17 protein-coding genes and 1 tRNA gene are annotated in these 26,874 nt (G+C 47.5%); 5 read left to right on the top strand and 13 right to left on the bottom strand.

Annotation, left to right across the window (positions count from 1 at the left end; all coding sequences use genetic code 11):
- Nucleotides 1-26: 26 nt before the first annotated feature.
- The 4 genes from IEX98_RS00865 to IEX98_RS00850 form a co-directional block, all read right to left on the bottom strand.
- Nucleotides 27-8,180, bottom strand: coding sequence for an immunoglobulin-like domain-containing protein (locus tag IEX98_RS00865; protein WP_188887061.1), 8,154 nt, complete (start codon nucleotides 8,178-8,180; stop codon nucleotides 27-29).
- Between the two features lie 758 nt (nucleotides 8,181-8,938).
- A complete protein-coding gene (locus IEX98_RS00860; protein ID WP_188887060.1) occupies nucleotides 8,939-9,994 on the bottom strand; it encodes a tRNA dihydrouridine synthase in 1,056 nt (351 codons plus the stop codon).
- Nucleotides 9,995-10,051: 57 nt separating this feature from the next.
- On the bottom strand, nucleotides 10,052-11,380 hold the full coding sequence (locus IEX98_RS00855; RefSeq protein WP_188887059.1) for a hypothetical protein: 1,329 nt from the start codon (nucleotides 11,378-11,380) through the stop codon (nucleotides 10,052-10,054).
- A 106-nt stretch (nucleotides 11,381-11,486) separates the two neighbouring features.
- The gene (locus IEX98_RS00850; protein ID WP_188887058.1) at nucleotides 11,487-11,717 is read right to left on the bottom strand and encodes a hypothetical protein; all 231 of its coding nucleotides are present in this window, start codon (nucleotides 11,715-11,717) and stop codon (nucleotides 11,487-11,489) included.
- A gap of 162 nt (nucleotides 11,718-11,879) precedes the next feature.
- Here IEX98_RS00850 and IEX98_RS00845 point away from each other — a divergent pair, with 162 nt between their 5' ends.
- Complete coding sequence (locus IEX98_RS00845) at nucleotides 11,880-13,433, top strand: SGNH/GDSL hydrolase family protein (protein WP_188887057.1); 1,554 nt, start codon at nucleotides 11,880-11,882, stop codon at nucleotides 13,431-13,433.
- Between the two features lie 72 nt (nucleotides 13,434-13,505).
- Here the strand turns inward: IEX98_RS00845 and IEX98_RS00840 are convergent, their stop codons facing one another.
- Together IEX98_RS00840 and IEX98_RS00835 are read right to left on the bottom strand one after the other, a co-directional pair.
- Nucleotides 13,506-14,594 carry a Gfo/Idh/MocA family protein gene (locus IEX98_RS00840; RefSeq protein WP_188887056.1) on the bottom strand — a complete coding sequence of 363 codons (1,089 nt, stop codon included), beginning with the start codon at nucleotides 14,592-14,594 and terminating at the stop codon, nucleotides 13,506-13,508.
- A gap of 183 nt (nucleotides 14,595-14,777) precedes the next feature.
- Nucleotides 14,778-15,491 (bottom strand): TetR/AcrR family transcriptional regulator, encoded by a 714-nt coding sequence (locus IEX98_RS00835; protein ID WP_188887055.1) that lies wholly within the window; start codon nucleotides 15,489-15,491, stop codon nucleotides 14,778-14,780.
- A 158-nt stretch (nucleotides 15,492-15,649) separates the two neighbouring features.
- On the opposite strand from IEX98_RS00835, the gene IEX98_RS00830 reads away from it, so the two are divergent.
- From IEX98_RS00830 to IEX98_RS00820, 3 genes are all read left to right on the top strand, one after another.
- On the top strand, nucleotides 15,650-17,107 hold the full coding sequence (locus tag IEX98_RS00830) for a DHA2 family efflux MFS transporter permease subunit (protein WP_188887054.1): 1,458 nt from the start codon (nucleotides 15,650-15,652) through the stop codon (nucleotides 17,105-17,107).
- Nucleotides 17,108-17,448: 341 nt separating this feature from the next.
- Nucleotides 17,449-17,730, top strand: a complete 282-nt coding sequence (locus IEX98_RS00825) for an ArsR/SmtB family transcription factor (RefSeq protein WP_188887053.1) — start codon at nucleotides 17,449-17,451, stop codon at nucleotides 17,728-17,730.
- A 71-nt stretch (nucleotides 17,731-17,801) separates the two neighbouring features.
- Nucleotides 17,802-18,998 carry an MFS transporter gene (locus tag IEX98_RS00820; RefSeq protein WP_188887052.1) on the top strand — a complete coding sequence of 399 codons (1,197 nt, stop codon included), beginning with the start codon at nucleotides 17,802-17,804 and terminating at the stop codon, nucleotides 18,996-18,998.
- A 436-nt stretch (nucleotides 18,999-19,434) separates the two neighbouring features.
- On the opposite strand, the gene IEX98_RS00815 is transcribed toward IEX98_RS00820, so the two are convergent.
- Nucleotides 19,435-19,507, bottom strand: a tRNA-Ala gene (locus IEX98_RS00815).
- 604 nt (nucleotides 19,508-20,111) lie between these two features.
- Nucleotides 20,112-20,591 carry a transcriptional regulator NrdR gene (gene nrdR, locus IEX98_RS00810; RefSeq protein WP_188887051.1) on the bottom strand — a complete coding sequence of 160 codons (480 nt, stop codon included), beginning with the start codon at nucleotides 20,589-20,591 and terminating at the stop codon, nucleotides 20,112-20,114.
- Between the two features lie 109 nt (nucleotides 20,592-20,700).
- On the opposite strand from nrdR, the gene IEX98_RS00805 reads away from it, so the two are divergent.
- Nucleotides 20,701-20,904: an alpha/beta-type small acid-soluble spore protein gene (locus IEX98_RS00805; RefSeq protein ID WP_042163543.1), complete on the top strand. Its 204-nt coding sequence runs from the start codon at nucleotides 20,701-20,703 to the stop codon at nucleotides 20,902-20,904.
- 99 nt (nucleotides 20,905-21,003) lie between these two features.
- Here IEX98_RS00805 and IEX98_RS00800 read toward each other — a convergent pair whose 3' ends face one another.
- From IEX98_RS00800 to polA, 5 genes are all read right to left on the bottom strand, one after another.
- Complete coding sequence (locus IEX98_RS00800; RefSeq protein ID WP_188887050.1) at nucleotides 21,004-21,570, bottom strand: lytic transglycosylase domain-containing protein; 567 nt, start codon at nucleotides 21,568-21,570, stop codon at nucleotides 21,004-21,006.
- The gene (coaE, locus tag IEX98_RS00795; RefSeq protein ID WP_188887049.1) at nucleotides 21,567-22,166 is read right to left on the bottom strand and encodes a dephospho-CoA kinase; all 600 of its coding nucleotides are present in this window, start codon (nucleotides 22,164-22,166) and stop codon (nucleotides 21,567-21,569) included. The genes IEX98_RS00800 and coaE overlap by 4 nt, the downstream gene beginning before the upstream one ends.
- 17 nt (nucleotides 22,167-22,183) lie before the next feature.
- Nucleotides 22,184-22,882 (bottom strand): sporulation membrane protein YtaF, encoded by a 699-nt coding sequence (gene ytaF / locus IEX98_RS00790; protein WP_188887048.1) that lies wholly within the window; start codon nucleotides 22,880-22,882, stop codon nucleotides 22,184-22,186.
- Nucleotides 22,883-23,032: 150 nt separating this feature from the next.
- The gene (gene mutM / locus IEX98_RS00785) at nucleotides 23,033-23,884 is read right to left on the bottom strand and encodes a DNA-formamidopyrimidine glycosylase (RefSeq protein ID WP_188887047.1); all 852 of its coding nucleotides are present in this window, start codon (nucleotides 23,882-23,884) and stop codon (nucleotides 23,033-23,035) included.
- A gap of 137 nt (nucleotides 23,885-24,021) precedes the next feature.
- Nucleotides 24,022-26,754: a DNA polymerase I gene (gene polA / locus IEX98_RS00780; RefSeq protein WP_188887046.1), complete on the bottom strand. Its 2,733-nt coding sequence runs from the start codon at nucleotides 26,752-26,754 to the stop codon at nucleotides 24,022-24,024.
- Between the last annotated feature and the right edge of the window lie 120 nt (nucleotides 26,755-26,874).

Genomic DNA, 26,874 nt, shown 5'->3' with positions numbered 1-26,874 from the left:
TCGCCGCTGACATCCTTTTTTAATTCTTATTTCTCTTCCAGCTCCAAAATACGGAGCAGAATGGTGATGACTTCCGCTCTGGTTGCCACGCCATTGAAGTCAAACTTGCCGCCTTCCTTGCCCTGCATAATTCCTTTTTCAGCTACTGCGCCAATCGCGCCTTTTGCCCACTCTGGCAGTTTGTCTTGGTCAGTAAAGCTTGCCGCTTTATCCTTCTGGTCTTCCAGCTTCAAAGCACGAGCAATCATTACTGCAAGCTCAGCGCGTGTCAAACCGCTATTTGGACGCAATGTTCCATCCGAGTAGCCGCTCAAAACCCCCGCTTCTACTGCCTGAGCAAGCGCTTCTTTCGACCATGAAGCAATGGCTGAATCATCTTTGAAGGTATGCTGCTTTCCATCGCCTTGTACAGTCAATGCGCGGGTTAACATCACGGCAAATTCCGCACGGGTAACCGCCGCATTTGGCTTGAAGGTATGATCCTGGTAGCCCAGCACAAAGCCTTTTTCCACTGCCTTGCGAATTGCAGTTTCTGCCCAGTGTCCGGCAATATCCTTCAGTTCAACTTGATTTCCGCCTGTATTACCGCCGGTGTTGCCACCGTTGCTGCCTCCATTGTTGCCATTGCCTCCGTTATTACCGCCATTATTACCGTTGTTACCATTACCGCCATTGTTTCCGCCGTTGTTGCCAGGCGTAGTATCAACGACTGTAATCGTCAGCACCTTCGGCTGGCCTGCGCTAAACTCAAACGTCAGCTGCGCAGTACCTTTTGACAATGTCGCCAAGTAAGCTTTCGTAATCGTAATCTGATCGTTATTCACAACATAATCTGTCCCAGCCTGCAGCAGGGTACTGCCGTTCTTAATAGCCGTCAGCGTATTCCCTTTAAGCTCCAGTTGTATTACAGCTGCCTGCTGCTTGCTAGTGTTCAAATCAAACTCAGCAGCAGTTGGACTGATTTCGCTGTTCTCCTGATCGGTAACTTTGATTTGGTTAAGAAGCTCTGTCTTCACTTCGCCGTCTGCCAAAATAATGACAAAGTTGTGAGCCGTAGCGAGATCGGCAGCAGAACCAGACTCCAGAGCCTTTGAAACAGCCGCTCTTGCTGATGCTTCAAGCTTTTCATTGTATTTGCCTGCTCCTAACAGATATAAATCTGTAAATAAAGTTGAATTTTTTAATTGTCCGCTTTCAACTTCAAATGTACTTCTGCTGCCGTCAGATTCTTGTGAGCCATCCGATTCATTGAGCATGATCGATATTCCGATTCTTCCGTTCGCTAGCTCCGATGCAGGATTATTAAGAACGGTATTAAACGGAATTTTCAAATTGTAAATCGTCGTTTTAGCATTTTCATCTCTCGTAACATCTGCCACGATATCCGTTATCGGAGCTGTCGGTGCATTAGCGCCTGTAGGACGAGTCCAAGCCCACTTTATAACTTCTTTGTTATTAGTAAGCGCGAATCCTAATTCATTCCGCGTTGTACTATTAGTTGCAGGATTCCGTAAATCAACGCCAAACTGCAAGCTGTCCTCTCTCCATATATTCCCTCCAGTTTGGTTATTGTAGTGCACATCGTCTGTAACGACAATGTACGCATACAAATTGCTGTCATCCCATGCGAAATGCGATGCTGCGCTGAGGTCTTGCGGACCATCCCACGTTCCCGAAGTGACATAATCTTTGGTGTCCATGACATAGGCCGGAGTTGCGGCAGTTTTAGCCGGATTTTCCGCGCCGGCATTACTTGCCTTTTCAGCGTATGCCGTGTCAAATTTTGCCGTATAGGTGTATGTTTTTCCGTCTTCGAGATGAACCTCGAATGTGACCAGACCTGCAATATAATACGGTAAATCTACGGTTACGGATTCGCCTGCCGCAAGCGCATTAAATTTGACGGGAGTGATATCTTTAGCATAAGCTCCCGGGGAAACAATTTTTAATGTCCCAGGTGAAGAAGATTTTCCTCCGACATTATACTTCACGCTGAATTGTTGTTTATCTCCGTTTTTAGTTAGGTTAAATACAAACGGTTCCGCCAATAAATCCGAGCCGTAAATTCCGTACGGATTGCCCGCTGGTGTACTGTTTCTCAGACCGGATGCGTAATAGTTGTTGCTTAGCTCGATCGATGTGCCGCCATCGCGCAGCATGGCATACACATTATTATTCTGGCCGTTTTTCGTCGGCTGGAAGTAAGACGAGTACACGTACGCTTTTCCGCCTTGAACGTCTATACCCGGATTATTGCCAGGCAGCTGAGTAAAGTTTGCTTGCTGGAAGCGAACCTTACCGTTATATACGACTGCTCCGGCTACTGTCGGGCTTCCCCAGAACGCGCTGTTGTACAGGACAAGTTCAGCGTCAGGATGAATTTTTCCAGGATTCGCTGCATCGCCCATTTTGACATACGCCCGGTTCGGCTCCGTCGTGATATTCGTATTAACCAATTCCGAGTTGATCGCAATTATTTTGGTGTGTTCGTCCGCGTCTTCCACATGCAAAGCGTACGTAGTTCCGTCCGAGCCGTGACCGATCATCGTCATTTTTCCTGGATAGGCGAATTGGCCATTACCCAAATCTCTCTTCAGGAAGTGTATGCCGTATACCGAACCGAACACGAAATTGTTGAAAATCGTCTGGTCTTCCACGTCGGAGAATTTGAGCGCACTGCTGTACCTTTGTACGAAAGCGTACAAATCGCCGCTAGGCGCCGTGTATCCTTGACCTCCAGGAAGTCTCAACGCGTAATGCGGATTGAATTGCATATTTCGGATAAATCCGCCTTCTGCGCCGCCGCCGACCCAGATGCCTGCTCTCAAGAGCGTGCCGCCTAAATAATCGACATAATGGCCATCGGTTTTATAGGAAGCCAAATCGATACCTTTGTCCCCGATCGGGATGGTTAAGTTGATTGCATATACGCCTGCTCCTTGTCCCTGTACCATGAACGGAGTTTTAAGCGTCTGGTTCGGGTTATCCAGGTTGACGCTTGTTAAATTCGCTTGCGTCAGGTTAAGTCCTCTGAGACCTGCATTTGCTTTAAGCTGTATAAGAGAGCTTCCGTTTTCTCCCTGAGCCCCGCCGGTGTAAGCTGTAAATATGGCCGTACCGCCGCCTTGTGTATGGTGCTGTACGTCCCATGTTCCTCTTAGCTCAACACCCTCTGGAATAATGACAGGATTATTCAGCCTGTATCTTCCGCCCGGCAGGTAGACCGTACCGCCGCCGTGATTCGTTTTAATATAGTCAAGAGCTTCCTGCAATTTTGCAGCTATATCCACGGTCGGTGCATTGCCTGTTAACGAGCGCGGGAAGTCAAGTCTGAGCACAGCGCTTGATGCCGGTTTTGGGTGCACGTCAATATCTGTTTTTACGTTTTTCGGAATCGGTTCAAATAGATATTCCACGTCATTAACGACCTGTACGGTGGTGCTCGTACCGCCGCCCTGAACGTCAAGATTAAGGTTATTGATGTGCTCGGCAAGGTTGGCGCTCTCGATGTTCAGGTTATAACCGGAATTTACCGATTTAAACGTTCCGAAGTTTGCTCCGAGATTGACGTGATTGCTTGCCTTCTTAAAGTTGCTTTGGCTGACTAATGCATTGCCTTTGCCCCGGAAGTTCAGCGCAAAATCATCATATTGGTCGAACGTGCTATCCTCAAAGGATATTACTCCGCCTCTGGCGTCGCTCACAATCGGACCATTGAATTTAACTCCGTTGAATTGAACCGAAGTATTGAAACGTTCGTTGAAATATACAGCCGTGTCGCCCCCGAACTCCGAGCCTGAGAAGAGCAGGCCGAAACCGTTAGCATTGTCAATGTATATACCCGTTTCACTATCTTCTATTTTCAATCCGTAGAATTGTGCGTTCGGAGCTTCGTCGCCGCCAGGCTCTCTTCCGATCCACATCCCCGTTTTATATCCGGAAACGTACAGACCCGCTACATACTCCCAGTCGGAGCGGTGCATCATGAATCCGGTAGCGTTCGCTCTTGTATAAGCTTTCACTTCCGACAGCGACGGAGCACCGTCAAGTCCTGAATTCGCCCAGTATTTCGGATCAATACTAACGTTCTCGATACGTCCGATATCGGTACAGGTGTGAACGACGATGCCCTTGTAGAGAGCCGTCATATTGCTGTTCACCACATAATGCATTTCACTCGGCAGGGAAATGAAGCCTCCCCATGCATTTACGAGAGTAACGTTATCCAGCGTTGCGCTGTTTCCGGTTCTTTGATAGAACGTCCATGGATACGGAATGCCATGTATCGTCTCAAATTCTCCAGTCTTCTGGCCGTCTGCGTTTCTCTTCTCAACAACAGTTTCAGCATTAATATCCTGATTCGGATACCATACGGAAAGATTAGTTACACCCGTGCCTTGTTCCATGTCAATAAATCTGTCGGACACGTTAGCTACTTTTTTGCCGCCTGTCTGATTTTCTCTCTCATCGGAATCTACATACGTGTCATAATTGGCGGAATTATGTCCGGCGTAAACTGCGAGAATGGTTCCGTCGATTTTACCGTCATAATTACTCGCATCCGGATTATCCCATTCACCGCGAAGCTGTACGCCTGCCCGCAAATTCAATACTTGTTTGTATTCGTAGGTTGTATTTCCAGTCGTACTCTTAACGCCTATTGTGCCGGTAGTTTCCGAATAGAACGCATAGGTTCCCGCCGGAATATATACGACACCGCCGCCATCATTATAAGCTGCGTCAATGGCTGCTTGGAAAGCCTCTCTGTTATCGAATTCAACTAAGCCTTCCGCTTCTGCCATCGCTACTGTTTTCGCACCGAAAGCAAGTACGTTAAAGTCCGATACTGCCCAATCTTTAGCAGCGTTTTGCTGAGTAATTGCCGTTCTCATATGTTTGGCATAATCATACCGGTCCGGAACGGTCAAGACGAATGTCTTGGTCTTGGTTACCGGAGCCCCTACCGGACCTCTTGCTATCGTCGCCGTAAGCGTTACATTACCGCCGCCGTCCGGACGGTTTGTCGGGATCACGCCTGCAGTTGTAATGAGGTTAGCCGCAGATGTCGTCCATGTGATGTCCGTCATATTATCACCCATTGACGGAAGCACGAGGTTCGTCGTCACATTCGTTTCAGACGCGTTCACGCCTTTGATTAAATCCCATGTCAGTTTGTTCAACATTTCATTTACCGCATCCTCGTCAGTTCCGGCACCCATACCGCGAACGACTATATTAAAGGTTTTGACAACTGGTGCTGCCCCACCTTTGCTTATCGTCGCCGTGAGGGTTACGGACGTATTGGCTTGCTGACGAACTACTGCTCCAGTGTCTTTGTTTAATACCGTGTTATTGGTCGATGTCCATACAATGCTCGTATTCGACGAGCCTGCGCTAGCCAGAGTCAAAGCCGTTTCCACTAGATCCTGTCTCGTATTCGTACCCTTGATCGCATCCCATGTCAGCGCACTTGCGACCAACTGTACCGCTTCTTCATCCGTTGGAGGAATTTCGGTTATCCGTATGCTCTGAATAATTGCTCCGGCTGTGCCGAGGCGGAAATGCGCGCCTTGGTTTTGTGCGCCTACCGCAAAATTAGCTCCGCTCAGCACAACTTTAGACGTTACCCAAGCGTTGCCACTTCCTGCAGCCGGAAGACTCGCGGATCGATACGCTTCATATCCGGAGAAATTGCCAGGATAAATGGTATTGTACTGCAGCGAAATTCCGCTCGCTGCGCTTGGTCTCCAGTATGTGACCGCTAGTTCCACCTTGTTGGCTTGCTTAAGCTTAGGATTGTCAACAATGACGTACATAAAGTTGCCAATCTTCACAGCACCTGTACCGCTTTGAGTGACTGTCTCCACTGCAGTGCCGCCGTCTCCGGTAAGGCTGACGCCTATGCCGTTTCCTTGAAGCCCTGGGAATGGTCCGGCAGGATCTCCGCCGTCGCCGAACCCGCTTCCAATCGCATTAACCGCATTGAATGTTCCAGAATTGTTGAAGTCAATGAACACTTCAGCAAGTTCGTTCGAAATACTGGCTACTGTCAAATTAAAAGTTTTAGTAACAGGCGTTGCATTGCCTTTCGTTATTGTCGCCGTAAGGGTTACGGCTTTATTGTCGTCAGGGTCGCGAGTTACACTGCCAGTTGTGGTATTAATAATACCTGTCGGCGCTGCCGACCATACGATAGCCGTATCATTCGCTCCCGTTGCCGGAAGCGTCAGCTCCGTTCTTACTTCGGATTGAAGTGTGTTCGATTTTTTGATCGTGTCCCATGTCAGCTTCGTCTTTGCATCAGCTACTGCTTGATTGTCGTCAAGATGCTCCGCTTTAACTCTTGTATACGTTCCTGCGAAAGGATACTGCGTATTTTGAGCTGTGCGTGCGAATGAATAATAAGTGCTGCCTGCCGGTTTTGTAAATGTAGCAGTATAAACACCTGCATTAAGAGTACCGGTCGTCCAATCTCCTTCTGCCGGAGCGCTGCCGGTGGTGTTAATTGCAAACTGAACAGCCTGACCGTTTGCCGGTGCTGCTGACGTTAACGTAACGTTGCCGGCTGCTTCAACAGCTGCAGGAACAGGCTTCGGCGAATCCGCGGAGCTTTGGAAACGCGGGTTTTTAATATAAATATCCCCTTGAGGCACAGATGACCATTGCATTTGCAGTCTCGCTGCCTGTACCGTATCCAAATTAACGGGATTGAAACCATTCGGAGAATTTGCTGATGATAATTGCGCATACACTGTAAACCATTCATTAACCTTGCCATTTCTCATTTCACTAACATTAAAGTTAAGACGTGAATTGGTATCAACGCTGTTGCCGCCAGCCGCCATTGCAACCCAGTTATTACCGTTGAAATTCAAAAGATCGGCATGCGTCACATACATATCAAAAACAAAATATTGATTCGCGTAGCCTAATAAATTCTGATTGCCGCTGCTATTAATAAAGCGGGCATCCCAAAGCCGTTCAGCGCCAGCGCCTATTTTGCCAGCGCCCAGCTTAACTGCACTGTTTCCGTCAGGAGCAGCAGTGGTGACCGTTCCCTCTTCAATATTAGGGAAAAACGTCGCAGCCTGGGCGTTTACCGCCGCAGGCACAGCTTTCACCGTCACAGTAAAAGTTTTCACAGCACTTGCATTACCCTTAGTAATTGTCGCAGTGAGTACTACCGTTTTGTCTGCTTCTCTGTTCAACAATCGATTTACGCTTCCGCTAGTGCTTATTGCTGCATTATCCGAAGACCATGCTACGTTTGTTGTTCCGATTGCTGTTGGAAGATTAAGTTGTGATTTTACATCGTTTTCCCCGGTATTACTGCCTTTAATCGTATTCCATGTCAGAGATGCCGCCGCATCATTGACCAGTGTTTGTTCATCAATAAAAGTTATAGTCGTTCTTGTTGAGGCGCCGATGAAGCTGTAATTGCTGTCTGCTTTCGCTCTAGCGAATACATAATAGGTGTCTACAGAAGGTAATGCGGCAAATTGATGCGAATACACACCGCCAGTTGCACTTCCATCCACCCAACCCGATGCAGGAGCGTTACCGTCTTCGCTAATTGCGAATTCCACCGCTTGCCCGCTTGCGGGTGCATTCGCCGTTACTGTTCGTGTTCCTACATCAAGTGTTGGAGACGTTGACGGGGATGCCGGAACGCCCAGCGCACTTTTCTGGAAACGCGGGTTTTTAATGAAAACTTCAGTACTAGGAACATTAGGATCCCATTGCAGATGCATCGCCAGTTGAGTTACTTTGTCCAGCCAGGCATCATTGAAATTATTCCCGACTGCCGAGCTTGACGAAGACAGCTTCGTATAGACTGTCGCCCATGTGCCCACTGCTGCATTCGCAACCCCGCTCGTATCCAATTGGAGACGGGAGTTATTGTTAAATTTATCCACAGCGGGATTACTGTCACTTACGATGACGAGCCAGTTGTTCCCTTGCATGTTTTTAAAGCTGGCATTCGGAATATACATCTCGAAAACGAAGTAGCCGTCTTTATAAGCGGATACATCTTTCAGAGGAGCCACACTCGGCGTGAAGAGGTTATCCCAAGGGCCTCCACCCTTTGAGGTTCCAGTGTTTAAGCTCCATGCTTTCTGTCCGTCCGGGGCATCGGCGTTTGTCGCCGTATTGCCATCCGTTCCTGCATTTACTGTCAAAAGAGATATGTTATCTCCCCATGCCGCGCTGACCCTGATAGGCGGAGAAGCCAAAGTAAATAGCATAGACGTCATGAGTAAAAGTGCTAAAAACCGTCTTTTTATCATTCTCAAATTTCCTCCATAACTAATATTTTTAGGTTTTGAAGATATCCTCTAACTCTTTAAAACCTTCTTCACTTCAATATCAAACCTCCTGTAGTGTTGCATAAAATGTAGACACAAAAAAGATCCTTTACAATAGAATGAAAGGCAGAAACAGGGCTACACATGTACGATTGCATATCTATCAGTGGCTCAAAGTATTACTAAGGCGAAACTATCACTATCACGCCTATTTGCTCGCCGCCGCATCACCTCTACTCTTCCATATGTCTAATCTTGTAAAAGCGCATTCGTCCACAATTGACTCCATGTTAGCGTTTTCATGAGCTCAAAAAAACAACAGGATTCAAAAAGCGATAAGCGTACGTGCAAATAACGTAATCTCACTACTTCTTTTAACCCTGTTCCCGAAACGCAAACTATAAATTGTGGACTTACCATATCCTTATCATACGAGTGTTGTAATGGAGTTCCAATGAGGTAGTCTTATCCTTTACGGGGGCAATATTACATTCATGAAAACGCTTGCTCGCTATATACGGGGAGTTAACACGTGTGGAGTAAATCGATCAGGATGAGGATTAGAATAAAATACAGCCCGAATTCAAGGGAATTCAGGCTGTCTGGCTTTTCAAACAGATAAATGCGGATGCTTAAAGCTGATTCTTCATTGCATCCGCTTCAATCACAGCATCAACATTCTGTTCAAAGGTACTAAGAAGTTCACGCACTTCATCCGTTGACTTCGTGCTCATCAATTGATTTCGCAGTTCACTTGCCCCGCGGAATCCTTTGACATATATCTTGAAGAACCGCAGAAGTGCTTTAAATGGGCGCTGCGTTAGTTCTGCTGCATACTTATCATGAAGATCAAGATGCAAGTTCAACAGATCAAGCAATTCGTCACTGCTATGCTCCCTCGGTTCTTGTTCAAAGGCAAAAGGATTATGGAAAATCCCTCTCCCAATCATGATTCCATCCACACCATATTGCTCCGCAAGCTTTAAGCCCGTTTGCCGGTCAGGAATATCTCCATTGATTGTCAGAAGAGTATCTGGTGCTATACGATCACGAAGCTCCTTAATTTCCGGAATCAGCTCCCAATGTGCATCTGCTACACTCATTTCCTTTCTTGTACGGAGATGAATAGACAGATTCGCAATATCTTGCTCCAAAATGTGAGTTAACCAGCCCCGCCATTCCTCTAGATCGTTGTAGCCAAGCCTAGTTTTCACACTGACAGGCAATCCTCCCGCTTTGGCAGCTTGAATAATATTTGCCGCAAGATCGGGATGCAGAATAAGGCCGCTTCCCTTGCCTTTCGTAGCAACATTGTGCACGGGACAACCCATGTTGATATCTACGCCTTTGAAGCCAAGCTTAGCCATGCCAATGCTCATTTCCTTGAAATATTGAGGCTTATCCCCCCAAATATGTGCAACCATTGGTTGTTCATCTTCCGTAAATGTTAAACGTCCTCGTACACCGTAAGTCCCTTCAGGATGACAGTAGCTTTCCGTATTTGTAAACTCTGTAAAAAACACATCGGGCCTGCCCGCTTTACTTACTACATGCCGGAAAACAACATCCGTCACATCCTCCATCGGTGCAAGTATAAAAAATGGCCGTGGTAAATCACGCCAAAAATTGTTGGACACTACATACTCAAATCCTCTCACTATAGATACAGATATAGTATACCATCTCATCTATTTTTTACGAAGCATCTAAGATATGTAGAGTTCTGTTATTCTACTCAAGACAAGTTAGACCTTTACATCCAATGTATCTCCAATGCGTGTCGGTACGTAATAATCCTTTTTCGCACTTTCATCTATAGAGAGGTAATCAATGAATTTGTTCCAATCGTCAGTATAGCCCCGAGTGATGCTGTCAGCAAAAGCTACTTTCTTATCTTTCCCGACATCCCCCAGAATCTCTGGACCTGAAAGCAGACTTTGCTTGACTTGTTGCTGTAAATTGAGGAAATTTTGTACGAACAATTTAGAATTGATGGTGCTCAACTTTGCAAGCTGTTCTTGAATGATCTGGGACGGGGAAGCTTTATAGTCATCGCTCTTCATATAACGTTCTACTTTCAAACGCAATTCATCCGTTAGGGGCTGGTTAAAAGAAAATCTTTCCTTCCCTCCGCTTCCTAGACGAAGTGACCACATTGCATCCTGGAAATTTTGAATTTTGATTTTATTGTCTACTGCTCTGTCGAGCGTTTCAGTAATTTTGTTTTTGACAAACGAGCTCATTGATGTATTCGCTAGATATAGACCAACCATGGCCTGATCAAGCCCAATTCTAGGAAAAATAAGTTCTGTTGAGCCTATAGTGGATAATCCATAGCTACCCATTTTAAAAGCATTAAATGTTCCAACAAGATCACGGTAATTCAGCTTATCAAAAGAAACAGAATCCCCCGCTTGTTGATTAAGCATTTCTGTTTTAAGTTTCTTTTCTAGCTGCTCTAACCCCACGCCGCCTGAAGTCAAAATTTTGTCCCACTCGGCATCGTTCGGCTTGGACTGGCTAAACAGTTCCTGCTCAGCATGAATCATATCCACAAACTGCTGCTTTAGCCCTTCTTTATTAAAAATAGGAGTGAAGTTCTCAAGGAACTTTTCCCTCTCGCTTTCAATCTCATTGAATATGACCCGTGCATCACCATTCATAATATCGGTGATCGAATTACTTGCCACATTGGCGATCCAATCAACATATAGCTCACTTTCATAATCAAAACGTTGAAGCTGCTTCTTCTGTTCCTCACCGTCTGTATTTTTAATAATCTGATCACGCAGGTAAGCTTGCTTCACAACGAAATTGCTGGTCCAGTTCTCGAGCTTTATACTCCAATATGAACTTGAACTAAGTGGACCAAGTGCTGCGTCTCTTAGTTCCTGCGTAATCTTGCTGCTATCAAAAACATAGGAAGACGTGGACTGCACCGGATCCGTATTTACAGAATTATCGCCGCCAGATTCTTGCGTCAATTGATTAATCTGAGTTGTTGGCGGGGTCTGAGGGTTTGAGATTGAACTTTTGTTATAAATTGTGGTTGGCTGTATTCCTGACACTGACATGATGGTTGCTCCTTCAGAACAGATTCTAATATCCATATATATCGGTTTTTAACAGTAATAATTTAACAATCATTCCTATAATATTTCCTTAGAGGCTTTTCATTTGCTATTCAAGTTCGCCTAACCAAACATCTCCGACCTTTACATTATAAACAGTATCCTCACCGGGGCTTAATTTTACAGTCTCGCACTTATATGCTTTGTTTTGTATTGCTTCAATATCTTTATCCGTCCTAAACCCCAAATCGATATCCTCTTGCAGGCTGGAAAGCAAATAATCAACCGAATCTATGGCAAGCTCCCATTTAAAAGGTTCAAGACCAAATTTGATCATCAACTTTTCCTGACTCCTTTTACCCTATAATAGTTTATAAACATCGCATATGAATTCTTACATTTATGGTTTACAATACCATAACCAAGAGTGTAAAACACCTACAAGGCGTACACGAACTTCAGTAGAAAGGTAATACCACTTCCCCTAAAGGAGGACAATTCAATGGCAACTAAGCATTACGGCTTCAAGCGGTTCACTATTCATTTTTGGGTGAACAGCCTTCTGATCATTTCCATGCTCATTCTCGTCTCCTGCACGCAGCATCAACTAATCAACGCCACATCTAACGAAGAAGAAGTAGAAGAAGTTAGCGTCATACTGGGCGGAACCCCCATCGAGAACGGCATTCATCCCTTTGCCGGAGACAATCCGGCCGGACTCATCACGGGCACAATAGCTGGAAAAAGCTACTGGCAGACGAACAAAAATTCCGACGTGCCTCGCACAAATTATTTGTATATGAACGTCAGCGATACGTATCTCAAGAACAATACAGAATTTGATGTAGAGGTTAGTGTTACCTTTTTCGATTCGGGCAACGGGAAATTAATCATGCAATATGATTCCTCGACGGCAGCCTTCACAAATGCACCTTTGATTTCCTTCACCGGCACGGATACCTGGAAAACACAAACCTACCTGCTTACGAACGCTTACTTTGGAAACCGGGCAAACGGGGCAGACTTTCGATTTTCAATTCAGGGAGGAAGTAATCCCGGCGCAGAGTTGAAAATCGCTTCAGTGAACGTTGTCAAGAAAATCAAGCCGCTTCCCGGCAAAGAGATTTCCGTTACCGACCCCAATCTTAAATTCGTAGGCAGATGGGATAAGAGCTCAAGTTCCGTGTACAAGAGCTATTGGGGCGGTTCGTATATGAAAACGAATTTTACGGGTACTCATGTTACCGTTAAGCTTGCCAGATCGGCCAGCATCTACGTTTCTATCGACGGTGGAGAGGATGTTCTGTTTAGCCAAGTGTCAGGCACGGTGTACTTGACCCCAACGGCCCTGGCAAGCGGCTCGCACTCTCTGCGAATTACCTCAGCCTCCGAGAATGATATGCTGGAAATTCAGAGCCTAGAGCTGGATGCGGGAGCAGACACACAGGCAACTGCACTGAGCAGCCATTTAATTGAATTTATCGGGGATTCCATCACATCCGGCTACCTCAATTCGAAAATTGCCTTGTCAGACTACGCATGGCTAGTCGGTGAACAGCTCGGTGCGGAGCACACCCAGATCGCTTTTCCGGGTATCTGCCTGGTGGATAACATCCAATGCCATTCGCCGAACAGTGTCGGCATGAGCAATCAGTTCTTTAAGATGAGATCCGTATATGACAATGACTCCACGCTATGGGATTTCAATACTTATCAAGCGCGTGCAGTCGTGATCAATCTCGGCACGAACGATAGCGGCTTTAATGTGACAGACAACGACTTCAAACAAACGTATATCACCTTCTTGCAAAATATAAGAGCCAAGTATCCGTTGGCGGACATTTTTGTAATGAAAACGTTCATTGGCTCCATGTCTTTACCGACACTACTGGCCTTCAATACCGTCCATAACGGAGGGGACAACAAGCTGCATTACATCGATACAACCGGCTGGATCACGGCGGCGGATACGGTAGACGGTACGCATCCAAGCGATGCCGGACATGTCAAAATTGCAGAAAAGCTTGCCACGCTGCTGAGTCCGTATATGGACTGAATATACAATATCCTGACAAAAGCAAAAGAACCCGCTTCTCACGAAGCCGGTTCTTTTGCTTTTATTATAGGCTTAACGGAAATCAGGCAATTCGATCGATACTTCGCGGCGGGCTTCCGCTGAGCGCAGCACCCCGTCGATAATTGCTTGCTGGATGAGGATTTGTTCGCCTGGAATTGGAGCCTCTCTGCCATCTCTAACTGCTTCTGCGAAATCATGTACTTTCCGGTCAAACAGATTCAATTGATGCCCAATGGTCGGAATCGGCGTTGAGGTTTGAGTGCCGTATTCATCATGATACAACGTGATAGAACCAACAGATCCATCCCATACGCCCGACCATGGCCCAGTTCCAGCCGGTGTTACTTTCAGGCCTGCGTCCGTGCCGAGGAACATCGTCGCACCGAGCGAATCCATATGCATGGCCCAAGAAATTTTGAACTGCAGCACGAGATCATTCTCGAAACGAACCATAGCTACGCCGAAATCTTCAACCTCAAACTTGCTCGCTTCCGGATGGTACAAGGGATTGGTCCCGAAATGGTTCGACGTGAACGCAGATACGGAAACCGGACGAGGATAGCCAAGCGTGTTCAACGCCATATCCAGTGAGTAGCAGCCAATGTCGGCCATAGCGCCGGCACCCGCGAGCTTTTTGCTGATGAATGTGCCTCCCGGCATGCCGCGACGGCGTCCGCCGCCTGTCTCAACGTAGTATACGTTGCCGAGACGCCCCGATTGCACAATCGTTTGCAGAAGCTTCATATTCGGATCGTAGCGCGGTTGGAAACCCAGTGTCAGCATTTTCCCGCTTTCCTTCGCTGCCTGCGTCATTTCGATTCCTTCTTGCAAAGTGATCGACATCGGCTTCTCAAGCAGCACGTTTTTGCCGCTGCGCAAGGAATCGACCGTTGTCCGATGATGGGAAATGTTTGGCGTACAGATGCTGACGCCATCAAGCTCCATACGAAGCAGCTCAGTATGGCTGTCGAATGAAGCCGCTTCCGTCAAGCCCTGCGCCTGTGCGAAAGCAGCAGCTTTATCTGGAATCACGTCCGCCACACCTACGATCTCTACATATGGCAGTTTTTTATAAGCGGCAACGTGGGCATTAGCTATGCCGCCTGTTCCAATAATTCCTATACGCAAATTTTTGCTCATTATCCAGTCCTTCTTTCTATGAATGTATATGAAATGACAATAGCATATAGCGGCGATAATGTTTACTATAACTTGATGCCTTTCATGTATGAAATTGCGACATGCGGGTCTAATCTCCCCTAGAGTCCACCATACAAAAAAACACGCCTAGTTGGCGTGTCATCGTTAACTAATTGTTAGGGGCTATTCATTGGAAAACTTTCTTAAAATGAATTCATGGATGTAAGGCTCAATCCCAGGCTGATCCTCGTGAATCCATTGTTCTTTAAATACCTGACACTTCATGGCTTGATAGAAATCGAGCAAAGCTTGCTTTAATGTCATATTGTGCAGCATGAGAAGCTTAGGATCAAGCAACTCTCTGAATACGACGTCTAATTGGATAAGCAAGACTCTAGAATTCAACCGATGAAAAACACCAAGCTCCATCCCGCTGTCATAATAAGACATAAGCTTTTTCCGGCAACGCTCCAATCCTTCTGCAAGCTTTGCCGCTAATTCAGGATAAGCATTGTTTAAATCATCAAGAAGAGCATCACTTAAATAATAAGCCAGCTTCATCGATATTTTAAAAGTGATGTTGAATGTTTCTCCATAGAGCATCAGCTCCCTATGTGTAGGTTCCGATTGTGCCGTTAATTTTGAAGGCACTTCCTCCAGCAACAGTTGATCGATGTAGGTAACGCTCTGAAGAACCAAGGATTCAATGATTTCATCCTTGGAAGAAAAATATTTATACATCGTTGCTTTACTTATGTCCATATATTTAGCGGCATCATCCATTTTCAATGAATTGAACCCGTTTTTTTGAATATAAGGTAGTATTTTAATAATAAATTTCAATTTATTTGTTTGCTTCTTGGCTTCTGCTTCATCCAAACCTTCGCAATCCATCATATAATCCCGCCTCCTGCCTATGTAAACAAGTATATCGTAAATCAACAATATGTACACCGTTTAAACGAAATAAACTAATTTTACGTTTTTAGTTTACATAGTTCGAGGTCTGTGCTAAATTACTCATATGAAATCAATACACATAAGGAGAGATCATCATGTCTACATCCGAGTCGCTTGGCTCCGAACAGCCCTTGTCCATGCGATCGTTAGTTGCCCCATTGATCGCTTTAATTATCGGCATGTTTATGGTTATTCTGGACACGACGGCCGTCAATGTCGCCATTCCTGTACTCGCAAAAGACTTCAATAGCACGCTAAGCCTCATTCAATGGACAGTTACCGGATATGCGCTCGCACAAGCGGCGGTTATCCCGCTTGCCGGCTGGATGTCGGACCGATATGGCGCTAAACGAATATTTATTATTTCCATCATTTTGTTCACGCTTGGTTCGATCTTATGCGCGTTTGCCGGCTCAGCTGAGCAGCTTATCTTTTTCCGGGTTTTGCAAGGCCTTGGCGGAGGCATGGTGATGCCAATTGCCTTTTCGATGACGTATCGCTTCAGCCCTCCCGATAAAGTCGGCCGCATCATGGGCATGATGGGCATCCCCGTTCTGCTTGCACCAGCTCTTGGGCCGATTGTTTCTGGTTATTTGATTGACTATGTCAATTGGCAGTGGATATTTCTGATTAATGTTCCGATTGGTATCATTGGCGTAATCATGTGTATGACGACGCTTCCGAATTTGGCAAAGAAAGCTTCGGCTCCGCTTGATTTACTCGGCATGGCGCTCGCGCCGCTTGCTTTTGGAGGCCTTTCTTACGGCATAAGCGAGGGAGGCACAAGCTGGCATTCCGCGAAGACAATCATCGGTCTTTCCGTTGGCGCAGCCGCATTAATCTTGTTTGTCATTGTCGAACTGACCCGCAAAAGTGAACCTTTACTTGAATTGAGAGTTTTCCGTTCCTCCCAATTTACACGAGGAATTCTGCTGCAGTGGGCTTTGCAGTTCACGATGTTTGGAATTGTGTTTGCCGTACCGTATTTCATGCAGCAATTAATGGGAATGAGCGCTCTAAAAGCCGGTTTATGGACACTGCCTCACGCGATTGCAGCAGGAATCGCGATGCCAATCGGCGGCCGTCTATACGACCGGGTTGGCGCAAGGCCTCTCGTCTTTACCGGGCTAATGTTTGCGGGAATCGGAGCTTTTCTGCTCTCGTTCATCGACCCGAGCAATAGCCCTTGGACGTTCCTCGCTCCTCGAGCCTTGATCGGACTTGGAATGGGCATGTCGTTCCTGGCTTTGAACACCCATCTGATTCAAAACGCGCCAAGAGAACTTGTCGGTCGGGTTACATCTCTAACTAGCGCGGCTCAACAGGTTATTACTTCATTCGCAGTCGCCGGACTTACCACCTTTGTTGTGAGCCGTACCAGCCATTATGTAAGCCAAGGTGAAACCGTAATGTCTGCTGCCATGACGCATGCTTATCATAATGCTTATGTTTTACTTGCCGCGCTTGCAGCAGTCAGCCTGCTTTTAGCCGTAACGCTCAAACGCACCACTGCCGATCGTACAGAAACTCCTGTGGGGGTTGCCGAGTTATAATTAGTAAAATTAAATAAACATATAAAATAATCGCCGTTCTCTATAAATTAGAGAATGGCGATTGTTTTTTAAACACCGGAATCCTGCGCGCTCGGACGAACCCTAGATCCCACTAAGAAAAGAAAAACCACTTCAGATGAAAAGAAAAATAGCGTCCTCCTAATGAAGACTAATTCAACATAGGAGCCTGGCATGTTGATAGTTATTTCACGGAAAGCCCAAGCCACTAATCTGTTAAAATAAACTACACCTTCACATTCTTTGTTTACATACAAATAAAGGTATGCTACATTATTTCTACGCATATAGAAATAACCACAGTTGGAAAAGGTGAATTTACGATGGTAGAAGAAAATGCGAACGTACGTCAAGCTGTTAAAGTGTACAAAGCGCTCGGAGAACCCACGAGAATCAAAATTGCTCTGCTCCTTACGGAGGAGACAACTTTGTGTTGCTCGGATATCGAGTCCAAGCTGGAATCGGTGGCCAGTTCAACGCTTTCCCATCACTTAAAGCAATTGACAGACTGTGGACTGCTGAACCTCCGCAAGGACGGAACATATATCTACTACAGCGTAAACCGCGAAATGGCACAGAAATATGCGCCTTATTTGCTGGAGTAATTTTTTTCTTCATTATTTCTATAGAACTAGAAATATAAAAATATTAAAGTATCGAGAGGAGCTTTACTGGTATGTCGAACGTATTAAAAATTTATATGCTGGCTATTATCAGCTTTCTAGTCGGGACATCCGAATTTATTATTGCAGGGATTTTGGATAAGGTGGCTGTAGATGTAGGTGTCTCCGTATCGGTCGCAGGTCAGCTGATTACCGTTTTTTCACTGGCCTATGCCTTAGGCACACCGATCGTCATAGCCGTCACTGCACGTATGGAGAGACGTCAACTTCTGCTTTATGCGCTTGGTGTATTTGCAGTAGGCAACCTAATTGCCTTAGCGTTACCCGGCTTTACATTCTTGCTCTTATCGCGTGTTGTTCTCGCGATTAGTACCGGCGTGTTTCTCGTTACCTCATTGACGGTTGCTGCCAAGCTCGCTGCACCTGGCAAACAAGGTAGTGCGATTGCAACACTTATAATGGGCTTCAGTACCTCCTTAATTATCGGAGTTCCACTTGGAAGAGTCGCCGCTTCGGTTTATGATTGGAAGCTCATTTTCGGTGTTATCGGTCTACTAGGTGTGCTTGCCATGTTGTTAATCCTTATTGCCATTCCCAAATCCAATGGCGAGGAGCCTGTTCCGATTCGCAAACAGTTTACACTGTTGAAGAAACCTGAAATTGCGATCGCGTTGGCTGTCGCCTTCATGTGGATTGGCGGATACTCTGTTGTTTACTCCTATATTTCGCCCTACTTGCTGACCATAACCAAATTAAGCGAGCAAAGCGTAAGCATCGCACTTTTCGCTTTCGGTATCGCCAGCTTGTTTGGCTCTAAATTCGGCGGCTACAGCACCGATAGATGGGGAGCTCCCCGCACATTAGTCATCGGAATGCTGTTTAATACCATTGCTCTAGTTCTGCTCTCACTAGCTGGACAATCGCCGTTGATCGTATTCCCGCTTCTGATGTTTTGGTCTTTCACAGTGTGGTCTTCCAGCCCTACTCAACAATTTCATCTAATGTCACTTGCTCCAGAGGCATCCGGCATTATGCTTAGTATGAATACCTCCGTGTTGCATCTTGGCATGGCCGTTGGTGCTGGTCTTGGCGGTGTTGTCGTCGAGCAGGCATCACTGAGCTACATCAGTTGGATCGGCGCAACGAGCGTCATTCTAGCTGCTGCAACTGCCGCTACCTTCTTCCGTATTTCCTACTCGCGCAAACGCCGCGAAGAACTGAAATGCAACCTCATTAAGATGAATGCGTAATTCAAATCTTCTCCAAAAAACTAGGCTGCTGATCTACGGCACCCTAGTTTTTGCTATTCTATTCAAATCGGATAAGGAAATTGTTTTATTCCCGCGACGCAGTCTATGCCTCTTGCCACTTCAAGACTCTGTGACTGTATAAAAGCAATCAAGTTATCTCCTAATACATAAACGATACTTCTGCCATTTCTGATTTAAAGTATGGTGGAGCCTAGGGGAAATGCCTCGCGCTTGCTCGTCTATTCATCTTGGGATGTATGAATTCTGATCAAATAGCTGACGATGCTTACTCGACGAAGACTTATAGAGGTAGATTCAGACGTCATGCTCCTCCGCATTCGCTACGTCCGCGCGGCGAACCCTTCAGGGGTTTATCTCCCCCAGGCAATCCATACAAAAAACGCCATCACGATATGTGATGACGTTTTTTTTTGTATGGAGCCTAGGGGGATCGAACCCCTGACCTCTTGCATGCCATGCAAGCGCTCTCCCAGCTGAGCTAAGGCCCCGAATTTCAAGGAATTTAGTAGTGTAACCGCTTATCTTCTCACGAAAGCAGCGACAAGTTTTATATTAGCACGCTGCCATTATCGAAGTCAATAGTGCTATAAAACTTCTCTCTGAGGAGAAGTTGATTCACCCTCCCACTCAACTAAGCAACTAATTTTCCTTATTGCGAAATTCATTTCCGCTCTTATGAACTTTTAATCCTTATCCTCAATTGGAGAGCTTTTTTCACAAGAAATAAAGAAATTAGTTACTCAACAGAGAAATAAGTTACTTTAGCGCATCGGCGAAACTAAAGGTTATATTCACGACCATAGTCTTGTCACCCGAACAAAGTCCACCGGCAAAGATCATCTCTTCAAAGCTACACAAGACACGAAAGCAATCATCATCTCCTACAATGACTGCCCTCTCTTTCCCGCCAACTTAACCTCCCTGACCCTCTCCTCCAACAATCCCCCTTCCCACACCCGCACACAACAAAAATAAGCACCATGCGCATCGCATGCTGCTTATCTCCATCATCTTCTCTTCGCTTACTCTTAGCCGTACTCTAACTCTCCACTCTTCCCACGGACCTCACCGGTCCACACAAGTAAGAGTCAACTAAACCTGGCCATTCCCATTCAACGGGTGCTTAGACAGCAGGCTGTTCAATTCCTTCATAAACATATCGATGTCCTTAAACTGGCGGTATACGGACGCGAAGCGGACGTAGGCAACTTCATCGACCGGATAGAGCTGGCCCATGACGATCTCGCCGATATCACGGCTTTCCACTTCGGCCAGCGCCGTGGTACGGAGCTCTTTCTCCACTTCGGAGACGATAACCTCCAGGTTCTCTACCGATACCGGGCGCTTCTCGCAGGCGCGGATCAATCCGCGCAAAATTTTGTCGCGGCTGAATTCTTCGCGGCTGCCGTCCTTCTTGATTACGATCAGCGGTGTCTCCTCAATCATCTCGAACGTCGTAAAACGGCGGCTGCACCGCTCGCATTCGCGTCTGCGTCGGATCGACTTGTTCTCGTTAGCCGGACGCGAGTCAAGAACCTTCGTGCCGGAGTTGTCGCAATAAGGGCATTTCATATCCATCACTTCCTTCTGGACTAGATTTACTTTTTTCCAAACCTTACCTGTAATGAAGTTCGAAATTTCGCACATAATACTTTTACCAACCGCAAGGAGGTGACAAACAATGAGCAACAGCAACCAACTAGTTGTACCACAAGCATCCGCAGCGCTTGACCAACTGAAATATGAGGTCGCTCAAGAGCTGGGAATCGCGTTTCCGCAAGACGGATACGGCGGTAACCTTTTGACTAAAGATGCTGGCTACATCGGCGGCAACATCACTCGTCGTCTGGTGCAAATCGCCGAGCAATCCCTTGCCGGTAAATAATGATTTCATCAGTCATGTATAACTAGAGGCTTTGGCTTGTCCCGTCCTGAAGCGGCGCGGATAAGCCGAAGCTTCTTCTATTTGCAAAGGGAATAAACGCTACATTTCGGGATAAAGGTCTTTGTACTTATTATAGTAATAAATAACCTTTTGTACATAGTGCCGGGTCTCGCCAAAAGGAATGAGGCTTACCGTTTCCTCGCGCCCATCCCAGCGCCCGGAGTCGAGCCATTTGCGCACATTGCCAGGACCGGCATTATATGCGGCGATGGCTGCGATTTTATTTTGCCCAAATTGCTTATGCAAGGATTGCAAATACCATGTGCCAATCTCGATGCTCACATCCGGCCGATGCTTCAGAATATCTGGCGTTACCTTCTCGAAGCCAGCCTTTTCAACGATCCAGTCTGCCGTATCCGGCATAATTTGCATTAAGCCCAGTGCGCCTTTAGAAGATACCTTGCCATTCGAAAAATTAGTCTCAGCCCGGATAATGGCTGCTACGAGATGCGGATCAACCTTATAATTTGAAGCGCTGGCCCGGATATCCTCGCGGTATTGAACCGGGTACATCCATCTCGCCATCCAATCCGAATTCAGAAACAGCATACCGATAAAGCCGATGAGCAATACGAGAAACACCCGTTTTTTCAGCAGCCATCTCATAGCAGACCCTGGCTTTTCCAGAAAAGATCGATTTGGCGGCTTGTCTCCTCCAGCGTTCCGCTGTTGTCGATGACCCAATCCGCGAGCCGCTTTTTCTCTTCAATATCCATTTGGAGCTTGACTCTGCGCTGCGCCTCATCCGCTTCAATAGCATTGCGGAGCATAAGACGCTCCAGCTGCAGCTTCTCCGGTACATAGGCGACCATAATGCCGTCGTATAACGATGCTTGTCCCGTTTCGTACAAGAGCGGGATATCCGCTACGACTAGCTTTTGCGGAAAGTCGATTTCGTATTGCTTAATCCGCTGCTGCATTCTGGTACGAATAGCGGGATGAAGAATCCCCTCCAGCTGCGCCAGCTTATCCTTGTTATTGAATACGATCGCACCCAGCGCCTTACGGTTCAGCGTGCCATCATCTTTATGTATAACGGCTTGTCCGAACTTAGAGGCGACCGCCTCCAAAGCCGGTTCACCGGGCATAACAACCTCTCTCGCCACCTGATCCGCATCGACCAGCAGCGCACCGCGCTCCACTAGCATGGAGGCAACGGTGCTTTTGCCGGTAGCAATACCGCCGGTTAAACCGATCTTCATAAGCCTTCACCCCGTTCTTATAAAAGCTTCGTAATGCCAATCAAGATGAGCAAAATGCCGGGAAGCACCGACAACGCCCGCATTCCCTTCCAATTGGAGAAACGGAAGCCGAACCGGATCCCGGTTAACAGAAACAACGCGCTCGCCGCTGCAATAACGACTGCCGTCCACAAAGCAGGAAGACCGATCATCGCCGCTCCGATGCCCGCGCCAAATGCATCAAGCGACAAGGCAAAACCGAGCATAACAGCTTCCGATGCGGATATCGTCCCCGACTTGTCGACGTCGGCAGCTTGCGGCGTTCGTAAAATTTGAATGACCAGACCGATACGCTTCAGCTCTACAATGACGACAAGTACAGGGTTTGCTGGCTCTGCGGATGCAGCGTCACTCGCTCCCTCTACACCCGCATTGTCCTTGATCGCTTCATCTGACTCTTCCTTCCGGTTGCGCCGCAATTGCAGCAGCGCCCAAATCCCGATGGCGATCAGTATGATGGAGCCGGTCAGCTTTGCCGCAATCGGCGGCAAGTAGCCGGTAATCCACGAGCCAACCTGCATAGACAGCCAGATGATCAATCCCGAGCATAATGCAATAATAAGGACGGAAAACAACGGAATTCGGATTCTCCGCAATCCGTACGTAATACCTACGCCAAAACCGTCTACACTTACAGCGAAAGCAAGCACCAGCAAAGATACAATATGCGCCAACAAATCGCATCACTCCCCGCATATCGAACGTCAGCAGCAGCATGAATTCCAAATACAGCAGCTGCGATATAGACATTCGCCTATTGTTCATATTAACAACAGCATATGCAGGCGGTGGATGACGGTGCGTTGTACAAGTCTCTATAAAAATCGTTATTTGCTTTGACGAGCTTTCGGAAGCGGCTGGCAATGCTTGCAAATATGCGTGCCTCTGCCGCCTACAACAAACTTCTCGATGGGACGGCCGCAAGAGGAGCAAGCCTCGTCCTTCCGGCCATACACCAGCAGCTGCTGCTGGAACATCCCCATCTCCCCCTGCCCATTCACATAGGATTTAATGGAGGATCCCCCCGCATCCACTGCTCTGGACAACGTGCTGACAATTGATTCATGCAGCTTCTTCCACTCTGCCGGCTTCAGTTCATTCGCGGAACGTTCCGGATGAATGCCGGCGCTGAACAACGCTTCATCTACATAAATATTGCCAAGGCCAACGATATATTCTTGATTAAGCAGCAACGGCTTAATTTTCGTCGAGCGCTTGGCGAGCTTTGATCGGAGCGCATCCAGCGTGAAGTCCGGATTATCCAGCGGTTCCAGTCCCAACTTCTTGAGCGGCTGCATCTCCAAATCCGTGCCGGTCTCGAACAAATGCATCGTGCCGAACTGCCGGACATCCTTATATCTCAAATCCGTTCCGTCATCGAAATGGAATAGAACATGCGTATGAAGCTCGATGGGCTCTTCGCTCGGGAATACGCCGTAACGGCCTTCCATTCGCAAATGCGACACCAATACCAGCCCGTCCAAAATAATGCGTAAAAACTTGCCCCGGCGCTCCACCGTCTGAATCGTGTGGCCCTCTAAGGCGGCAGCGAATTGTTCCGGCTCTTCCGGGCGCTGTATAATTCTCGGCAGTCTAACCGTTACGGATTGAATCCGCTTACCGGCGACCAGCTCGATTAATGTTCGTTTAACTGTCTCTACCTCTGGCAATTCAGGCATAGCTATTCACCTCAATCCCATTATACCCGATTTCACCCGCAGCGGGACAGGAAGGCTGTACCAACCGTACGTCCTTCCTGTATATACACACAAATCACATCATTACTATCACTGAACAACCATTTTACATGGATGATTTACTTGGCCTCATACCAGTTCACACCGTAATTAACATCGGCTTTGAGCGGAACATCCAGCTTAAGAGCACCTGCCATTACCGTCGGTACAAGCTCCTTCATTAGCTCCAGCTCGTCCTCCGGCACTTCGAATACCAATTCATCATGTACTTGAAGCAGCATGCGGCTCTTCAGCTTGCGCTCACGCAGCGTCTCGTCCATACGAACCATCGCCAGCTTAATAATATCCGCTGCCGTTCCTTGGATCGGCGTATTCATCGCGGTCCGTTCTGCGAAGGAGCGAATATTGAAATTAGATGCCTTAATATCCGGCAAGTAACGTCTGCGTTCAAGCAGCGTCGTCACATAGCCGTCTTGACGGGCTTGGGCGACAATATCATCCATGTACTTGCGCACGCCTTGGAACACCTCGAAATATTGCGCAATGAACGCTCCCGCTTCCTTCCGCGTAATATTCAAGTTTTGCGAAAGGCCGAAGTCGCTAATGCCGTATACGATACCGAAATTAACCGCTTTGGCGGAACGGCGCATATTGGAATCGACTTGCTCGGCTGTTACGCCAAATACGTCCATCGCAGTCTTCGTATGAATATCCATGTCTTGGATAAAAGCTTCCTTCAGCCGCTCATCGCCTGAAATATGCGCAAGGACGCGCAGCTCGATCTGCGAATAGTCGGCTGCGAGAATGTACCAGCCCGGCTCGGACGGCACGAATGCTTTCCTGATTTTGCGGCCTTCCTCCAACCGAATCGGGATGTTCTGCAAATTCGGAAATTGGCTGCTCAGACGGCCGGTAGCGGCAATGGTCTGCCGGTAATACGTATGAATCTTGCCCGTCTCCTGGCGAATCTCCTTAAGCAGACCTTCCACGTAAGTCGATTGCAGCTTTGCGAGCGAGCGGTACAGCAAAATAAGCGGTACGATCTCATGGTAAGGCTCCAGCCGCTCCAGAACCTCGGCGTCGGTGGAATAACCCGTCTTCGTCTTTTTCATAACCGGCAAACCCAGCTTTTCGAATAAAACATCGCCAAGCTGCTTCGTCGAGTTAATGTTGAACTCCATGCCAGCATGACGATAAATATCGCTCATAATCTGAGACAGATTACGCTCCAATTCACTGCCCAGACGTTCAAGCTCAGCGGATTCCACCTGAATACCCTGCTGCTCCATCGCAGCAAGCACGCGGGACAACGGCTGCTCCAGCTCGTAATAAAGCTTGCTCATGCCGCTTTTCTCCAGATCGCCCTGTTGATGCTTCGCAATCCGCTGTACAGCAGCAGCCTTAACCGCCAGATGACGGTTAAGCGTCTCCGCATCCGGCACTCTGAACTTGGCGCCTTTACCGTAGACCGCTTCATCAGCCGCTATAGCAGTAAGCCCGTAACGCTGACTCATTCCGCTGAGCGTAAGGCTCGCATCCGTCGGATCAAGCAAATAAGCGGCAAGCTGAACGTCAAAGACAGCGCCGTTAAAGACAATGCCATTCCAGCCCAAGGCCAGCTCGGCCTTATGCGTATCAAAGCCGTATTTCGGCTTGTCCGCATCCGCGAGCCACTTCCGCAGCGGCTCTGCGAACGGCTGCTTCACCGCATCAGCGGCAATCACATAGACCTGCTCCCCGACCGCAATGGCCATTCCGATCACTTCGGCATGATGCGGATTGTCTCCAATTGCTTCTACATAAAAGCCGTGGCTGATCGCGTCAGCCTCAACTGCAGCATCGCCTTCGGCTGACTTTTTCGCCGCCTCTTCTCCGCTCAAATCATCCAGCAAGGCACGCAGCGTATCCGCATCGTCCTCTCCGGCAATGACCGCAACCTTCAGCTCGGCTGCCGCTTCGGCCGCTTCCTTCTCGCTGCCCCCGCTGCCTGCGCTTCCCAGATCCAGCCGTTCGATGAGCGATTTGAACTCCAGCTTGCGAAACGCTTCTGCCAAAGCTGCGTCCTCGTACCCGGCATAGCGGATTTCATCTGCGCCCTTGTCGAGCGGTACTTCGCGATAAATCGTCGCCAGCTTTTTGCTCATAATGGCGCTCTCTTTATGCTCCTCAACCTTCTCTTTCATTTTCCCCTTCAAGCTATCTGTATGGGCCAGTACCTCTTCAACGGAGCCGAACTCATGCAGCATCTTCAGAGCGGTCTTCTCGCCAACACCCGGAATGCCCGGAATATTGTCGGACGCATCGCCCATCAGCCCTTTCAGGTCAATAATTTGCAGCGGCTTGAGGCCGTAGCGTTCCTGAATTGCAGCAGGGGAATATGGCTCCACCTCACTGATGCCTTTGCGCGTAATCGCAACTGTCACATGCTCAGATGCCAGCTGCAGCATATCTTTATCTCCAGTAATGACTAACGTCTCCACCTTGGATTCATCCGCCATCTTCGTCAACGTACCGATAATATCATCCGCTTCATAGCCGGACAGCTCATATTGGGCAATACCGAAAGCGCTCAGCAGCTCTTTCAGTACAGGAAACTGTTCAGAAAGCTCCGTCGGCGTTTTTTCACGGCCGCCTTTATATTCCGTGTAGCCCTCATGACGGAAAGTCGCCTTGCCCGCATCGAAAGCGACCAGTACATGCGTCGGCTTCTCATCTGCAAGCAACTTTAGAAGCATCGTTGTAAAGCCGAATACGGCATTCGTATGCAAGCCTGCTGAATTGGTTAATGGCGGCATTGCAAAAAACGCCCGATATATGATGCTATTGCCGTCTATCAACATCCACTTGTCCATTCCGACACCTCACCTATTGATTCTACTACTCCTTATCATACCATAAGCGGAGCCTGCTTGCTCTGCGCAAGGCCTGCTGCGGCTGCAAAAAAACCCCAAAACGGAAAACATCCGTCCGGG

This window comes from Paenibacillus radicis (ex Gao et al. 2016) (assembly GCF_014641555.1).
GTDB lineage: Bacteria > Bacillota > Bacilli > Paenibacillales > Paenibacillaceae > Pristimantibacillus > Pristimantibacillus radicis.
This window is presented reverse-complemented; position numbering and strand designations above follow the sequence as displayed.